The organism is Corallococcus sp. CA049B, from assembly GCF_003611685.1.
Lineage (GTDB): Bacteria > Myxococcota > Myxococcia > Myxococcales > Myxococcaceae > Corallococcus > Corallococcus coralloides.
Genome location: NZ_RAWC01000089.1, coordinates 1 through 16826, shown reverse-complemented (window position 1 = coordinate 16826; position 16826 = coordinate 1). Strand labels below are relative to the sequence as shown.

General features: G+C 68.7%; 8 protein-coding genes. 1 reads left to right on the top strand and 7 read right to left on the bottom strand.

Annotated elements, in window-relative coordinates; all coding sequences use genetic code 11:
* Positions 1-141: 141 nt before the first annotated feature.
* The 7 genes from drmC to drmD all read right to left on the bottom strand — a co-directional run bounded on the left by drmC (position 142) and on the right by drmD (position 14964).
* Positions 142-828, bottom strand: coding sequence for a DISARM system phospholipase D-like protein DrmC (gene drmC, locus D7W82_RS20340; protein ID WP_233587827.1), 687 nt, complete (start codon positions 826-828; stop codon positions 142-144).
* Complete coding sequence (drmB, locus tag D7W82_RS20335; RefSeq protein WP_120619933.1) at positions 825-2666, bottom strand: DUF1998 domain-containing protein; 1842 nt, start codon at positions 2664-2666, stop codon at positions 825-827. The genes drmC and drmB overlap by 4 nt, the downstream gene beginning before the upstream one ends.
* Positions 2653-5970 (bottom strand): DISARM system helicase DrmA, encoded by a 3318-nt coding sequence (gene drmA / locus D7W82_RS20330; protein WP_233587826.1) that lies wholly within the window; start codon positions 5968-5970, stop codon positions 2653-2655. The genes drmB and drmA overlap by 14 nt, the downstream gene beginning before the upstream one ends.
* 84 nt (positions 5971-6054) lie before the next feature.
* On the bottom strand, positions 6055-7092 hold the full coding sequence (locus D7W82_RS42565) for a type VI immunity family protein (RefSeq protein WP_120619931.1): 1038 nt from the start codon (positions 7090-7092) through the stop codon (positions 6055-6057).
* Positions 6975-7535 carry a hypothetical protein gene (locus tag D7W82_RS20320; protein ID WP_233587824.1) on the bottom strand — a complete coding sequence of 187 codons (561 nt, stop codon included), beginning with the start codon at positions 7533-7535 and terminating at the stop codon, positions 6975-6977. The genes D7W82_RS42565 and D7W82_RS20320 overlap by 118 nt, the downstream gene beginning before the upstream one ends.
* 274 nt (positions 7536-7809) lie before the next feature.
* A complete protein-coding gene (locus D7W82_RS20315) occupies positions 7810-11742 on the bottom strand; it encodes a DNA methyltransferase (protein WP_233587823.1) in 3933 nt (1310 codons plus the stop codon).
* A 33-nt stretch (positions 11743-11775) separates the two neighbouring features.
* Positions 11776-14964 carry a DISARM system SNF2-like helicase DrmD gene (gene drmD, locus D7W82_RS20310; protein ID WP_233587822.1) on the bottom strand — a complete coding sequence of 1063 codons (3189 nt, stop codon included), beginning with the start codon at positions 14962-14964 and terminating at the stop codon, positions 11776-11778.
* 501 nt (positions 14965-15465) lie between these two features.
* Here drmD and D7W82_RS20305 point away from each other — a divergent pair.
* A complete protein-coding gene (locus tag D7W82_RS20305) occupies positions 15466-16746 on the top strand; it encodes a S8 family peptidase (RefSeq protein ID WP_120619930.1) in 1281 nt (426 codons plus the stop codon).
* The last annotated feature ends 80 nt before the right edge of the window (positions 16747-16826 follow it).

Below are 16826 nucleotides of genomic sequence, written 5' to 3'. Positions count from 1 at the left end.
GTCCCAGGTGCTCCAGGATGGCACGCACTCCCCCGCGAGCCGTCACCTCCGCGAGCACCCGGCGTCTGCCTCCACACTTGCAGCACGCGAACACGTCGCACGAAGCACCTGTGCAGCAGCCCGGCCCTGAAGAGGCGCCCTTCATGAAACCCGGGTGAACCATCCACCCGTGAAGAATTGGGCTTCCAGCACCGCGGCCAGCTGGGCATCGTCGAGCAGCACGCCCACTTCGACGTTTCGCGTCTGACCGCGGTCGGTGAAGTTCGCGGACGTGACGAAGACCCGGCGCCCGTCCACCACGACGCACTTCGCATGCAGGCTGGCGAAGACGCCCTTCGCGGGCGCGAAGCCGTAGCGCTCCGGGAAGGGCGGGCCAAACGGCCAGTGCTCCCGCAGGAACCCGGTGGCGACAGGGGCGTCGGCGAAGAGTCGGCAGCTCACACCCCGCTGCATGGCTTCGTGAAGAGGTCTCAGCACGTCCGCCGCGTGGTCGAACGCGAACCCCGCCAGCAGGACGGTGGTCGTGGCCCCGCGGAACAGGTCGGCCAGCACCACGGCGGTGTCCCGGGCTCCGCTCCAGCGGGACTCAGGGCCCGTCCAGACCAGCTCAGGTCGCCGAGTGCCATTGCGCCGCTCGGCGAGGACCGCGTCCAGCACGGCGAGGGCCGCGTCGCGCCCGAGCGCATTCAACGCCAGCGCTTCGTCCGCGAGCAGCTCCAACCCCTCGCCCTGGATTCCCAGTCGCGACAGGGGAAACGAGAGCCGGTGGCCCGCGAGCGCCGCTTGGAGCCGCTCCAGGTCTGAAGTCGAGAAGCGGCTCAGGTTCACGGCGTTTTCAAGAAGGCGACGTCCTCGTGACCTAGCGTGGGCACGACGAGGACGCGGTCGAGGTACTGGTTGAAGCGCTCGCAGGAGCACTCGGGAACGAAGAGACAGCTATGGCAGGCGGCACCCTCCAGGTTGCGGTCGTCGCGGCCGACCGGGTCGTGGTGCGCGCAGACCGGGTCATTGGAGCACAGGCGGGCGGCATCCCATGCCCGTGAGACGTGCCGCCCCAGCCGGCGGCCTTCCTCCACCAGCCCGCCCAGGGTGCCCTCCGTACCCGTGGTGCCCGTCATCAACAGGATGCCCGCCATGGGAACGGCCGCGTCATGCGGCGCGCAATACAGCCGTTCGCGGATGGAGCTGGCGGGATAGCCACACTCCAGTGCCACCTCTGTCATCAGCAGGTGCGCCAATGAGTGGAGCAGGTAGAGCCGGACGCCCGGGAAGGGGAGCTTCGACTTTGAATGCTTCTGCCAACGCTCCCATGCCTTGAACAGCACCTGGGTGCGCCGCAGCACGGGTTCGGAGCGTTCCCATTCGTGCACCTGCTCTTCGCTGAGCACCAACAGCACGCCCTCTCCCTGCATCTCCGTGACAGGTACCCAGTCCCGGTGCAACGACAGGGGCGCGAGTTCCACCTCCAGGTCGTAGCGGCCCTGGAGGTCCTTGGTCAGCGGCTCCAGGCGGGTGAAGCCGACCTGCGCCTGCACCTCGCGGAGCCGCCTTGCCAGCACCACGCGCTCGACCTGGGACGGCAGCCCCTTGGGCCGTGCGATGCGCCGGGCCCAGAAGAGTTCGGAGCGGTCCTTCGGCATCTCGCCGGGCTTCTCCTCGGGCTGCGAGAGGAACTGCAACCACTCCGCGGTCCGGATCTCCGGGACCACCTCGGGCTTGCTCTCGCGCTCCTCCGTGATGGCCTTGAGGACCTCTTCGTTGGTGGCGTTGCCGAGGGCCTCCTTCACGGCGGGGATGTCGCGGAAGACGGGCAGTGCTTCCGGGGTGGCCACCTGCAGCACATTCCAGACGGACTTGACCTTGCGCCGGAGCGACTCCGGTTCGGGGATGGTGATGGCGCTCGTGGTCTGCGCGAAGTAGCCATTGCTGGCGGTGCGGATCAGCAGCCGCTGTTTCTCCTCGCAGCGCTCCTTCGCCTCGAGGCCCAGCCAGGGTCGCTCGCCCCCGCAGCGGTGCTGCTGGTCCTTCACGGTCATGTCCACCAGGCGCCGCCGCTTGCCGCACGTCGTGCAGGACACGTGGATGTCGTTGAAGTCTCCGGAGACGCCTTCCTCCAGCTTCAGTTGCGGTGCGTCGCAGGGTGCATGCTCATGCATCCACCAGGGCCAGTCGATGTCCGCGAGGTGGCCGCGCCGGCAGGCCGCGACGAAGCGCACGGGTACGCAGCGCTCCGGCTTCGACTCCACGCCCGGGCACCGGTGACGGTACGTCTGGTTCACCCGCTCCAGGCTGTTCGCCTTGACCATGGCCCGGCACCGGGGATTCTGGCAGACGAACCAGCGCGGGAACTCATACACCTGGATGCCGCAGCCCTCCGACGCCTCCCGCTCATCAGCCGCGGGCGGCTTGCGGAAGGGCGCCTCCTTGCTGAGCGGCCACTTGTTTTGAAGGAAGAGCGGCTCCACGATCTCCAGGAGCCGTGGCTCGTTGACGACCTCCCCACTTCCCTTGAGCCGCCAGAAGTCCAGCCCGCCCACCAACACGGCGTCATCCACCAGGTCCAACATGCTGCCCGGACCGAAGGTGGACACCACCTGGCTTTGGCGGATGCGGCCGTCCGGGGGCTTCGTCGACCGGGCCTTCGACCACTTCCTAGGGTTCGCCATCCGCCACCTCCTCCTTCGCTGCCTTCGGGGCTCGGTAGCCGCCGAGCGGCTGCCTCTGAATCCACAAGTGCACGGCGGGTTCCACGTCGCGCATGGACAGGGGCGCCTCGAACTTGAGCTCATCCTGCGTGGGAGCGTCATCAGCGCTGTCCAGGGCGGTGCGCAGCAGCGCCCGGTAGCCCTTCCCTTCCGGATCCAGGCGTGAATACGCGCGCTGGGCGGCGTCCCTCTTCGCCTGCTCGATGAGGGTGTGCCACGAATCCAGCAGGCTGCGTGCGCGCTGCATCACGATGCCGCTGGCGCGCTCGGACTCCTCCTTGGGCAGGTTCCGTCCGGCGCGCTTCGCGAGCTCCTCCAGCTTCGCCTCCAGTTCGCTCCGGTGCGCCTGGAGTGACTTCCATTCAAGGGGGGCGGTCATGGCGGTGTTCAGCAGACGGCCCAGCGCCACCACCACGCCCGCCAGCCCGCGGTCGAGCGCCGGGGCGGAGAAGGGCGTCACCGAGGTGGCCTCGACGGCGCGGTAGAACGACTCGTGGTACTTCGCGAAGCGTTCGTAGTGGCTGCGGTCGCGCGGCCGGGCGGCGTTGAGGCACGTCACCACGAGACCCGGCTTGTCCGCGTTGCGCCCCACGCGGCTGGACGCCTGGATGTACTCGCTGGTCGTCTTGGGCTGTCCGGCCACGACCATGAGCCCCAGCCGGTCAATGTCCACGCCCACGGAGATCATGTTGCTGGCGAGCACGACGTCGATGCCTTGGGGCTGGTCGTGCGTGAGGTCCAGCCGGTTCTTCGCGGCCTTGATGTCCGCGGTCTTCTCCCGGCTGGTCAGCTCGATGGGCTCACCGCGGAGGGTCCGCCCCTCGTACCAGGGGTGGGGGGCCTCCTTGCCGAAGTCCTCTGGCCGGCGCTGGACCCGGTTCATCACCTGCCGCCGCACTTCGTCCTCGACGAGCCGGCGCATGCCGCCCAGCTCCCGCAGGCTGTTGAAGTAGCCCACGAGCGTCAGGTACGGGTCGGCATCCGCCTTGCCTTGAAGCTGTTCGCTGCGCGCGGCGGCGGCGAGCACGCTGACGTAGACGCGCAGGAGGGTGGCCTTCATGGCCCGGCCCGGCGCGGCGACCCCCAGGTACTGGCGCGCGCCCTTCTTTCCCACGGAGGCGAAGAACGTCTCCGAGGCATTCACGCCGGGCGGCGGGAAGAGCGCAACGGTCCGCCCGTAGAGGCGGCCCACCTGCTGCTCGGAGCGGCGCACCGTCGCGGTGGAGGCCACCAGCTTGGCCCGGGGCGCCAGCGTCAGCACCGCCCCCTCGTAGAGCCCCACCATGGAGCCCAGGGGGCCGGAGATGAGGTGCAGCTCGTCCTGCACGATGAGCTCCGGAGGCCGCAGCCCCCCTGGCAGCTTCACGAGGGCCGCTTTCAGCGCGGGCGCGGCATCGCAGGGCCCCACGAAGCGCTTGCCGGTGCGGCCCAGGGCCCGGCCGAAGAGGAGGCCCGTCTCACCCCGCCAGGGCAGCAGCGCGAACTTGTCCACGGTCGCGACGAGGAAGCACGGCAGCTCCCGGTAGATCTGCTCGTCCACGAAGAGCACCGGCAGCCCTTCCGGGTTGCGGCCCAGGTTGAAGGCGCACTCGATGTTCGCGCAGCCGACCAGCACCTCGTCGGGCTTCGTTCTAGACGGCCGCAGGATGAAGCAGTCCCGTTCGAAGTCGGCGCCACACCAGGGACATGTCGCGAGCGGGAAGGGCGACTGGGCCCGGACACTGTTGTCGTTCTTGTACTCGGAGAGCTGGGTCGCGACCTGCTCCAGCGTGTTGGCCGTGGCGGAGCGGCCGACCCACAGGCCAATGGAGAAGCGGACGTCCCCCAGTCGCTTCGGCTCCTGCTGGCGCAGCACGTCCAGCGCGCAGATGAGCGTCGCGGCGCGGCCGAGCTGGTCGAGCGTGAGCAGCCGCAGCGTGTAGCGCAGCAGCACCGCCACCCCCAGGCCCTTGTCGTCACGCGACTGCCCGCGCAGGCGGCGCAGCAGCAGCGTGAAGGCGATGAGGCCCAGGTAGGCCTGCGTCTTTCCTCCGCCGGTGGGGAAGAAGATGAGCTCCACCTGCTCGCGGTCGGCGTGCGCCTCGTCCTCCACGGACGGGAGGTTCAACAGGATGAAGGCCAACTGGAAGAGGCGCCACCCGGGAGCGCGATCCGGTCGTGCCTTGCGCTCGGCCTGCGCCATCACGCTGTTCATCCAGCGGAAGGCGTCGAAGGCGAGCGGCTCGCGCACCAGCAACCGGATGCCTTCCTCGATGCGGGTGGCCGCGAGGTGCGCGCGGCGCACGAGGTCATCCCGCGTCTCCTGCCGGTCGATGCTGCCCACGTCGATGGAGGCCTGTTCTCCGATCCATGTCCGGTAGGCCTCTACCAGGGGGAGCAGCGCCGTCTCCGCCTCCGCGGGGATCGCGAGCGTGGCGAGTTGCTCCATCTCCACGGTGACGCCTTCCAGCTTGCGCGCCTCCACCGGAAGGACCTCGACGCGAGGGAGCCAGTCCGTCTCCACGCGTCGCACGGGCAGGGCCGCCGCGTCCACGCGCACGGACACGCCGTGGCCCACCGCCCACTCCCGCTGGTCGCGGAACTGGAGGTCATTCACGCGGTCATCGCGATCCGGGCTCTTTTCGTCGCTTGAATCCTGGCGGCCGACGAAGCCCTCGGCGCACTCCAGCGCGAGGTGCGTCTGGAAGGCATAGGCCGTGTCGCGCGCGTTGCTGGTGGGGGCTGCCGGGCGCGCGTTCACGAGGAAGACGGCGGCGGCGAGGTTCCCATCCGGGGTCTTCTCCACGCGGCCTTCCAGTCGCAGGCCCTGGCTGTCCGGGACCTCCACCCCCAGGCGAAGCGCCGCGTCGTCCATGGGCACGGGGAGGGTGCGTTGGAAGAACTTGCGGCTCCAGTGCTTGCGGTCCCCCACCTCGACCTGCAGGTAGTCCGCCCAGCAGACGTGCGCCGTGAGCTGCCGGGTCGCGGGCGGGGTGAAGACCGTCAGCCCCATGGAGGCTGGCAGGTGGCGCACCTTCTTGACGGTCGGGTCCGCCTTGGACGCCTCTTCGTCGTCCACGTCGTCGCCCGCCCCCAGCTCGTCGTCCTCTTCGTCGGGCTCGTCCTCGATTTCCCCCTGGTCCAGCGGGACGAGGAAGCCCGTGAGGTACCAGCGCGACGGAGAGACGCGGAGCACCTCGGGCGCGTCCGACACCGCGGCTCCCGGAGGTTTGCGGAAGGGCCCCACGAGCTCCGCTTCCAATGCATCGATAAGGTGCGACCGCACCGCCCCTGCGCCACCGCTCGACGTCGTCATTTCGAGTCGAGTCTACGCCGTATTCCTCTCAAGGTGTCACCTGGGCGGGCGTGCTCACCGGCAGAGGCGGCGGAGCCATGGGTGCATGAAGGTCTCCTCCGGGGGGACGCCGTGGTCGCGGTCCTTGTAGAGGAAGGGCTCCAGCACCTTCGCCAGCGCGCGGTACTGCGGGGGGATGGGGCCCTGCTGGGTGTCGATGGGGTCGGGCCGCTCGCCCAGGGAGATGAGCAGGCGCTGGCTGTCCAGGGGCAGGAGGGCGACTTCGGGGAAGGGCAGCGCGCGCCGCAAGCCCTCGACGCCGCCGAGCTGCCCGAGCAGGGGTTGGCCCAGGAAGGTGAGCCAATAGGCCCCCCGGGCGCCGGTGCCGATGGAGTCGCTGATCTCCTCCACGAAGTAGAGGTCCACGCCCAGATAGCGGGCGAGCAGGACGTCAAGGTCGTTGCCCTGAGACGCGACCCAGTTGGCGCGTGCCGCGACGACGGCCAGGCTGGCATAGCCGAAGCTGAAGGGCAGCTCCCCCGCGAGCTTGAAGGCGAGGGCGCGTAGCGCGTCCGGGCCGTGCTCCAGGAGGTACTCCGTGGGGAAGGTAAAGGACACCCCGGTGGTGGGGTCCTTCTTGAGGAACCCGGTGGGCGCGTCGAGCTTCCGGCCGTAGTACTCGAAATGGTAGCCATCGGTCTGGCTGTCATTCCCCGACAACTCAGCGGTCCAGGCGGTCCCCCAGGTGCGTTCAAGCAACCGCTCGCGGATGACCTCCCAACCCTTGTCGTCGAGTGGGGCCGTGTCGCCATCGTCAGAGTCATACCAGTTCAGTGAATTGGCAGGGACTGCACGAAGATAGACTTGCAGGGCGCGCCACACGGCCGGGGCTACCTCTTGGTGGTCCCGGTGAATGAAGAAGGAAAGGACGACACCGTCGCGGGCAGCGATGCTGCCGTCTCTGTACCGCAGCCGGATGATGGGAAGGTCTTCTCTCACGGAGTCACTCCCAGCCTGGGCGAGATGATCATGGCCCTTCCTCCCAGTGCCTCTTTGTAGAGGTCGCCCTGCTTCTTGCCGGCATAGGCACTGTGCTCTCCATAGGGAGTCCATCGCGGCTCATTGGAGGCAGGGCAGGGGAACTTGAAGTCCAGGGTGAGCACTGCCTTCAGCGGGTCGTGGTCCACATGGAGGACGAGGTCTGGCTTGAGGGTGCGCCAGAGTTCACGGGTACAGCCCTGGGCCATGAGGCGTGCTTCTTCTTCGGGACTGACGGTCTCAAGAAAAGGAGCATTCGGATAGAAGCGATAGCGCTGCTCGATGCTGAATGAGGCGGGCCATTGTTGCTCCAGCACCTCGCGGGCGCACTGGAGGGCGACCACGTGCTTCTGGAGGCCGAGCTGCATGGCGCGGGTGATGGGTTTGACGCAGCCGTCCTGCTCCACCTCCTCGCCGCACTCCTGGCGTGTCGGAGGGCGGTCGCCGAAGAAGCGGGCGTTGACCTGGTGTTCGGCCAGCCGGGCGCACTCCACGAGGCGCTCCTCGAGTTCCCCCACCGCGTTGTCACTCTTCAGCAGGGTGAGCAGGACTGGGACGTGTCGGATGAAGGAGGAGGCCGCAGTTCGGCTGGCGGTGGTGGCTGTAATCCTGGCGGACAGCGCCGCGGCATGACGGACGCTCGCGACGGTCTCCGTGTCGAGGCGCAAGTCCTTGCGTGCGGAGTGGTGGGGGCCGCTGGCACAGGCCATGAGCAGGGCACTGGCCCATAACAGGCGCGCGGACTTCCAGCGGGTGGGCCGGTGATGGGGCATGGTCGTCGTCCCGTGCAAGTCAGGCGGTCTTCTTCGCGCGCGGCTTCCTGGCTTTAGCGGTGGCGGCACCGAGGAGGGCTTCTTCGCGGGCGCGCTGGGCGTTCAGGTCGAAGAGGCGGTCGAGGACGTCGTCTTCGAAGGATTCAAGCTGGGCCGCGGTGGCGCCGCAGTACGGGGGCACCTGCACGTCGGTCCAGCCATAGGCGTCGAGCACCGCGCGGTCCACCGCTTCGTGCAGCGTGCGCAGGGACTGCACCGCTGGATCCGTCACGGTGTCGTCCTTCAGCCGGTTGTAGGTCGTTGTCAGGCCCACGCCGTTCGCCGTCATGTACGCGCGGCGTTCGGTGTCGAGTCGCGCTCCCAAGGTGTCGAGCGCGGTGAAGGCCGGCTCTGCGGGGAAGGGGAAGGTTTCGAAGCAGTCGGAGGCGGAGTAGTTGAGGTCAACTCGCATTGTTGACGAGAGAAGCCGTGCCCAGACCTCGTGGACGCGCGACTGGAGTAGCGTCAAGTAACGGTCATGCGTGACCGGAAACACCTGTGCCTTGTGCGAGAAGACGTTGGCGCTTGCCAGCCAACTGAACATGAGGTGCTTCGAGACGATGCTGGTTGCGAGGCAGCGGTCGAGGGGGCGGAGGGCTTCGTAGAGTTCCACGCGCTTTTCTCCGAAGTGCCACCACCACTTTCGATAGCCCTCCCGCTTGTTCTTGTCCCGCTCAGGCTTCACCAACTCTCGCACAAGGCAAAGCAGGTCCGGCCACTGCTCGGCTTCCGCCAATTCCATCTGCCCGAAGCTGATGACATACCTTTCGAGTCGTGGGTCGGGGTCGGAGTTGATTTCCTCTCCGCCGATATATCGGAAGATGCGTTCGGCATTCTTCGGGTTATTCGCGAGCAGTTCCGCTCGCTGCTGTGGGCTGAGCACGAAGCCCATGCCGAGGACGATGCTGCCCTGAAAGCTCTTGCTCTCGTTGGCAGCGAGCGCCACCGGATCAGGTTGCTCCGGCTTGCCACGCAGTCGCGAGTTCAGGTGCTCCACGCGGTGGCTATCAAGCCGTGGCTCCAGAGGAAAATAGGAGACATGTCCCTTCGCGACATGCACCACGGACACCTCGACGTTGGCTCCGGGCACGGGCCATTTTATCGACCGCACGGCCTCGTAGATCTGGGCGCCATGGTCTACCAGGAATTTGAGTCCAGTGGCCCGCGTGTCTCCCTGTGCAATGGTATTGGTGGCAATGAAGCCAATGGTTCCGTGCGCGCCGAGCAGATGGAAGGCGCGGCGAAAGAAGTGCGCGGCAAGGTCGGCGTTGCCATGCGCGCCTTCGTGAGTCATTTGGAGCCACGGGAGGTAGCCTTCTCCACCCGCATCGCTGATGCCGTTCTTTCCTGCGAAGGGTGGGTTGCCGACGAAGCCATCCACCCACGCCACTTTATTGCTCTGCTCTTTGTCGAGCGGATCCGGACGCTTTCCGTGGAACACTTCCGGGAACTCAAGCGGCCAGTGGAACGTCCAGCCCGGAGACGACATCCTCCGCACCGTTTCAGGCATGGGAGGAGGCACCCCGTTCTCCGCCTTCGACAGCCACGCGCCGAGCGCATCGAGCCGCCGGACGCGCTCCTTCTCGCGCTCCTTGTCCGAATCACATGCGAAGAACGCCCCCACGCACGCATCGGCGATGCGCTTCACCGGGGCCAGCGCCTCGTCGGCGTCGCGAAGCAGATTCTCCTTCAACCGGGATGGATCCAGCCCCAACTGCATCGGGCGCTTCACCGCGGGCTGCTCCAGGTCGAGCGCGAGCTGGAGGATGGCCTGCCGCTTCTCGAGCGCCACCGAGAGCGCCTTCGTGAAGACCGCCTGTGCCAGGTCGTACTGCTTCTGCTTCCCCGTATCCCAGTGGAACGCCCGGATCTGCTCCAGGTCGAGCCCGACGAGCGAGTCGCCGCACTTGAGCGCGTGGTCCAGGAAGGTGAACGGCTCCCCCTTCGCCAGCGTCACCAGCCACAGCGACAGCTTCGCGAGGTTCACCGCCCAGGGGTTCTTGTCCACCCCGTACAGGCAGCGCTGCGCCACCAACCGGCGCGCGCGCATCACCACGTCCTCGTCCTTGGGGGCGCCGTTCAGCACGCCCTCTCGCGTCCACGCGGCGACGACCTGATCCGCGAGGAAGCGGCAGGCCTCGACAAGGAACGCGCCGGAGCCCATGGCCGGGTCGCAGATCTTCAGGTTGAGCAGCCGCTCGGACGCCGGCTGCTCACCCATCGCCTTCAGCAACGGCTCCAGCGCGCGGCGCACGATGGGCGCCGAGAGGCTGCGCGGGGTGTAGTGGCTGCTGGTGCGACGGCGCTCGGCCCCGGGCTGCAACACGAGCTGCAACGGCCGGCGCGTGTCGATGCCCTTGACCCGGTACGGCTCCAACGCCGCCAGGACGTCCGCCTCGGTCTTCGCCTGCTCCAGGGCCTTCGCGGCGGCCTTCACCGCCTTCGCCTCCAGTCCGCCCTCGTCCTCCAGCCACGCACCGCGACGGCTCGCCGGCTGCTCCAGCACCTCGTCGGCGGAGACCCAGACCCTGGATGGCTTGAGGCACACGCCCGCGCCCGTCAGTCGCTTCACGTGGAAGCCCATCAGCGCCTCGTACACGGAGCCGATCTGCTCCACGTCGAGCGACTGGTAGCTGAGCCGCTGGCCTTCCAGGACGATGAGCCTTTCCAACACCCGGTAGACGGTCTCGTCATCCACGGACGGCGGCTTCACCTCCGCCCGGGCCCGCGCCTCCACCGGCGCGCCCCCGACGCTCCAGCCCTCCAGGAAGGGGAACGCCTCCGGGTTGAAGAGCTGCCCGCGTCGCGACGGCATATGCAGCTTCCCGTGCGAGGCGCCGAAGAAGATGCAGCGGAACAGCGCCAGCAGCCGCGGCCACGCGCCGAAGCGCCGGTTCATCGCATCGGGATGCTGGCCCGCATCTTCGAGCAGTTGCTCGTACAGCGCCTTCACCGACAGGTCCTCGGCGTAGGGCTCCTGGTCCACGGGGAGCAGCCCCCGGTCCTCCGCGTACAGGACGAACACGAGCCGCAGGAGCGTCGAGAGGAGCCCGCCGTACACGTGGTCCTCCCCGCGCGCGAGGGCGTCGTCCAGCGACTTCGTGCCGTCGCGCTCGGCGGCGGACTCGAAGCCCGCGAGGAGCAGGTTCAGCGCTTCGAGCACCTGCTCCGCCAGCGCCTCGGTGACGTTGGCCTGACGGCGGCGGGACTGTTCAAGCAGCGCGGGGAGCTGGTGTTCAGGCAACACGCCGAAGAGCCGCCGCGCGTGCAGCAGCATCACCATGGCGTCGAAGAGCGGCCGGCCGCTGGCGGTGACGAGGTCCGCGAAGCGGAAGGTGAGGTGGCCCGTGGATTCGCCATGGGGCGCGTACACGAGGCGCACGGAGACGCCGTTGAAGAGCAGGCCCACCGGCACCCGTACCGCGCGGAGCAGTCGCTCGAACTTCGCGGTGGGGCTGTAGAACCAGGCGCCGGTGACGGCCTCCTTCGCATCCAGGTCGAGCCCTGGCGGCAGCTCCCACGTCAGCAGGACGAAGCCCTCGCCGGCCCGGCTGGCGGGCGTGGAGTCGTCAGGGAGGCCTTCCGGCTTCGGCGGCGGCGGGCCGCGCCGCGGGAGCCCCCGCGTGGGCACGAGGGTCTGGTGCCCCTCCACGATGTCCAGCCGCAAGTCCTCCGGGAACGCCGTGACGAAGGCGCCGTCGGGGTAGCCCAGCACTTCGCGGAGGAAGCGCGGCACGTCGCTCACGCGCGGCGACTCCGTGCCGGCCAGCGCGATGAGCTTGTGCTGCTCCGTCACGGGCAGCCGCTGCATGCACTGCGCGTCCTCCAGCACCGGCACCGACACCACCAGCCCCTCGATGGGCTGCGCCATGCCCAGCCACGTCTCGTGGTAGCGGCGTTCGACGTCACTCATGGACTGCCCTCACGCTTGCTTCCCGCCCGGTCTTCATCGCGAACTCGGCCACAGGTACACCATCCCCACCGGCGTCAGCCGGGCCAGCCGCACGTCATAGGTGGCCTTCAAGGACTCCGGCTGCTCCTCGAGCTCCTTCGCCAGGGCCGCGAGGCGCTGCTCCAGGTGGCCCTTGTCGCGCCGCTGTTGCTCAAGCTCGTCCTTGACGGTGAGCTTGAGCTCCAACTGTGCCCCCAGCGCCTCCTGGATGGTCTCCCGCTGCGTCAGGAGGATCTGCGTCAGCGCCTTCGCCTCGGTCGCACCGCGCTGTGCCAGCAGCTTGCGCGCGGCCTTCTCCAGCCGCGACGACTCCTCTTCGACGGAAGGCCAGAGCGCCGCGAAGTCAGAAGACGCGCTGGCCAGGAGCCGGGCCTGGACCGCGCTGGAGGTCGCCGACAGCTCGGGTGCCTCGGCCAGCGTGACCTCGAGCTGTTCGATGACCCGGCGGTCCGCCTCCTCCCCGAAGGGCTTCAGGTGCCCCCTGCCGCCGCCGTCGAGCCACTTCGCGGACACGGAGACCACCTCGTCATGGAGCCGCGCCGCTCCGGCGCCGAAGAGCGAGAGCCGCCCGAAGACGATGACGCGCGCCACGGCGTCGCGCTTGCTGTTCACCACCGTCACGCGGCTCAGGTCGTTCGCGGAGAAGCCCTGCGCCAGGTAGCGCTGGAGCACGCGCTGCACGATGGGATGGGACAGGTGCAGGTGCGCGAGCTTGCTGGCCACGCCCTGGGGCGCCTCGAAGACCACGGGCGAGAGCGGGCGCTTGCGCCACACCCAGGGCGCTTCGTCCTTCTCCCGGCGGGGACGGATGCTGTCGAGCGTCCGGCTCCAGGACGCGGGGAGGGCAGGCACCTTCCAGGCCTCCAGCGGCTTTCCTTCCTCGGTGACGGCCTCGCGTACGAGCCGGGTCGAACCCGCCAGCTCGAAGCCCACGTCCAGCGCGTCACGCAAGAGGGCGGAATCGAAGTCCATCACCTTGCGGCTGCGGTCGCGGATCTCCCCGATGGCATCCAGCTCCTTGCGCAGGGACTGAAGCTCCCGTTGCGACTCCAGCTCCCGCTTCGCCACCTCCGTGCCGGTGGAGGTCGCGGCCCGCTCCAGGCTTTCGAGCGTGCCCGGGGTGATGCCCGAGGAGAGGGCTTCGTGCAGCTGGTCCATCAGGACGCTGCCCAGGCTGCCCAGCTCGCGGGCGATGGTGTCCACCTTGCGCGCCACGGTGTCGAGCACCGCGTCCTCGGTGCGTTGGGCGTAGATGAAATAGCCGCAGCGCACGACGGGCTCTGGTTGCAGCGTGCGGTCGATGCGGCCATTGCGTTGTTCGAGGCGCGAGGGGTTCCACGGGAGGTCGAAGTGGAAGAGGTCGGCGCAGTGCCCCTGAAGGTTGATGCCTTCGCGGGCCGCGTCGGTCGCGAGCAGGACGCGCACGGGAAACTCGTCCAGCGGACCGTTGAAGGCCTCCTGGACCTCCGCGCGCTTCGCGTCGTCGAGCCCGCCGGTCATGGTGCGGATGCGCTCCTCCCCGCGGTGCGTCCCCTCGAAGGCGGCGGTGAGCTGCTCCTTGAGGTAGCGGAGCGTGTCGCCGTACTCCGTGAAGATGATGACGCGGCGGGGCTTCCAGGCGGCGCCCCGGGTGAGCGGGCACAGGTGTTCGCGAATCCACTGGAGCAGCGCGAGCAGCTTCGCGTCCCGCCCGGTGCGGTGCTTCGCGCTCACGTGCAGCATGTCGTCGAGGAGCTGGCGCGCCTGGATGTCCACCGGCAGGCCCTCACTGGCCTCGCGGATGTCCTCCTCGAAGGCCAGCTCCAGGGATTCGTCCGTCTCGCCGTACTCCTCGGGCAGCGTGTCGCCAGGGGCCTCGCGGCTTCCCGGAGCCAGGGCCCCCGCCCCGAAGGCAGCGGCGTGGACGGACAGCGTGCGGTGGAAGGCCTCCACGCTGGAGAGGAGACGCTTCTGCAGGTTGATGAAGACGAGCCGGCCTTTCTTCGAGCCAGGGGCCATGAGCTGCGTGTAGCGGGCGAGCTTCGTGGCGAGGTCTAACTCGGCGGTGGACCCCTCGCCGAGGTCGACGCGACGCTCGACGGTCTCCCCATCGGGGCCGGGCCACTCGGCGCTCCAGCGCCCCGCGGAATGGGTCAGGCGCACGCCCAGCACCTGCCGCTCGGGGTACTGCTGCGCGGTGCCCAGTGCGCGCAGGTCGCTCTTCAGCCGGCGCACCATCACCGGCGCCAGTTGCGACTCCCGCACGCGCGTACCCCGGGTGAAGCGCTGGGGGTCGAGCATCTCCAGCAGCGCGGAGAAGCTGTTGGAGTGTCCGTTGTGGGGTGTGGCGGACAGGAAGAGGCGGTGCTCGAAGTGGTCCGCCAGCGAGCGGATGCTGCGGGTCGTCTCGGTGTCGACGGCGTACCGGCTGGCGGAAGCCGGGGCGACGACATGCGCCTCGTCGAGCACCAGCATCGCCTTGTGGCGGCCCTTCTCCTCCAGCAACGTCTTGAGCGGCTCGAAGTACTCGCTGCGACGCAGCGTCTGGTACGACACGATGAAGCGCGAGTGAGTGCCCCAGACAGGAACCTGGAAGCCGCGCTCCTGGCGGCGCCGCGAGACGAACTCGCTGTTGAAGATCTCGAAATGGAGGCCGAAGCGCTTCTCCATCTCATCACGCCACTGAAGCGTCACGGACGCGGGGCAGACGATGAGCACCCGGTCCACACGCTGGCGGAGCATCATCTCCTGCATCACGAGGCCGGCTTCGATGGTCTTCCCGAGGCCCACGTCGTCCGCGATGAACAGGTTGACGCGAGGAAGCTCAAGCGCCTTCTTGAGGGGGGAGAGCTGGTGGTCGAGCAGGTGGATGCCGGCACGGAAGGGGGCCTGGAAGAGCCGGGCGTCGGTGGCCGTCACGGAGCTCCACTTGAGTGCATGGAGGTAGGCGGCGAAGCGGCGCGGCTCGTCGAGCCTCGTGGGCGTTCCCAGTCCGCCCTGCGCGGGACGGATGACGCGCGCGCCGAGTTCGCGCTCCCAGAGCACGGAGAGCGAGCGACCCTGGGCATCGTCGTCGAGGCAGGTGAGGCGGACCAGGGTGTGGTCCTCGCGGACACCCTCGGGGGCGATCACTTCATCGACGAGGTACTGGCGGTGACGGACCTGCGCGATATCCCCGGCGCACGGCATGGTGTCGGAAGGCACGGCGCGGAATCTAACCCGTGGCGGCGTGGATTGGGACGCGGTTGCGTCTGCGCTGGACGCGCCCCCGCACCTCACAGGGGCGGTGGCTCCACACCTGCGGCACGCGAACACGTCAAGCACGAAGCTCCTGCGCAGCAGCCCGGCTCAATCCATCCGCGGAGTGCGCTCCTGCCTCGCCGCTGCCGCAGGCGGCTCACTTGCCTCTTCCGGCTTCGGTTCTGCCCCCTGCTTGGGGGAGCAGAAATGGCCGGAGTTTCGCGCCCGGAGCGAAGACGCCATGGAATCTTGTGAGGTTCGACCGAGGTGGAGGTCCCAGAGACGCCACGCGGCGTAGAAGGAGTCGTACCGCGGGCCGCTGATTCGGGTGGGGGCTGACGTTTCGCGGCCCCGCGGGGCAGCAACTACTTTGGGTCAGCAGGCGTTACTTCCCTGGGAAGGCCGCGCCCGCGTTGCCTGCCCGGCTTCCGGCCGAAGCTGGAGGTGCCACCCCCGGGGGGACCCATGTCGCTGAAGCTCCTGTCGCGGACGGTCGCGTCCGCCTGCGTGCTGTTCCTGCTGCCGGCGTGCCAGAGCACGGGCAATCCCATCCCGCCACCCGGTGACACACCCTGCCGTGGCACCGCGTCCGTACAGACACCCGTGCGCGAGAAGTTCCTCACGGTCTCGAAGCCGGTCGCCGGTGAGTACGTCGTCGTGCTCAAGGAGCCCCTTGAAGGGAACGCCGCGCAGGCGCCGGGGGTGGTGGCGCAGCGCCTGACCGAGCGCTTCGGCGGCAAGGCCTTCCACGTGTACACGCACGCGCTGCGAGGCTTCGCCGCGCGCATGAGCCAGAAGCAGGCCCGTGCCATGTCCGCCGCGCCCGAGGTGGAGTACGTGCAACAGAATGGCGTGGTGACGCTCGATGAGAGCCAGTCCGATGCAACGTGGGGGATTGACCGCGTCGACCAGCGCGACCTGCCGCTCAATCAGCTCTACCAGTACCAGACGCAGGGCCGGGGCGTGCACGTGTACGTCCTCGACACGGGCCTGCGCCCCACGCACCAGGAGTTCGCCGGGCGGGCGGACATCGCCTTCGATGCCGTCGGCGACGGTCGCGACGGCGTGGACTGCAACGGCCATGGTACCCACGTGTCCGCCACGGTGGGCGGCAACATGTATGGCATCGCCAAGAGCGCGTCGCTGCACGCCGTGCGCGTGCTGAACTGCGAGGGCTCCGGGACGACGGCGGGCGTGGTGGCGGGCGTGGACTGGGTGACCGAGCACCACCAGTCCCCGGCGGTAGCCAACATGAGCCTGGGCGGAGGGGAGGACGCGGCGCTCGACGATGCCGTGCGCCGCTCCATCGCGTTGGGCGTGACGTATGTGCTGGCGGCGGGCAACGAGAACCAGGACGCGTGCAAGCGCTCTCCCGCGCGCACCGCCGAGGCCATCACCGTGGGTGCCACCACCACTGTGGACTGGCGGGCGTCCTTCTCCAACCATGGCGACTGCGTGGACGTCTTCGCGCCCGGCGAGGACATCTTCTCGGCCTGGGCCAGCGATGACACTGCGACCCGAACGCTGAGCGGCACGTCCATGGCCACCCCACATGTCACCGGCATCGTCGCGCTCTTCCTGGAGGCCCATCCCGCCTCCTCGCCCCAGGAGGTCAGCACCGCCATGACGGGCAACGCTACGCCGGGCAAGGTGACCAACCCCGGACGCTGCTCACCGAACCGGATGGCCTACTCGGGCTTCATCACGCCTTCGAGGGCTCCCACCGTCCGGAACGGCGGGGAGTAGGCACGTCCTCAAGTCCGCGCTCACGCGCAGGCGCCCGTGAGCGCGGACTCGACCCCAGGAATGATCCACGGGGCGGGGGG

Bases quoted from the DNA above. Each gene is read 5' to 3' on its own strand.
- D7W82_RS42565 (WP_120619931.1), bottom strand. From the start codon at position 7,092: ATGGACTCCCTATGGAGAGCACAGTGCCTATGCCGGCAAGAAGCAGGG.
- D7W82_RS20305 (WP_120619930.1), top strand. From the start codon at position 15,466: ATGTCGCTGAAGCTCCTGTCGCGGACGGTCGCGTCCGCCTGCGTGCTG.
- drmB (WP_120619933.1), bottom strand. From the start codon at position 2,666: ATGGCGAACCCTAGGAAGTGGTCGAAGGCCCGGTCGACGAAGCCCCCG.
- D7W82_RS20315 (WP_233587823.1), bottom strand. From the start codon at position 11,742: ATGAGTGACGTCGAACGCCGCTACCACGAGACGTGGCTGGGCATGGCG.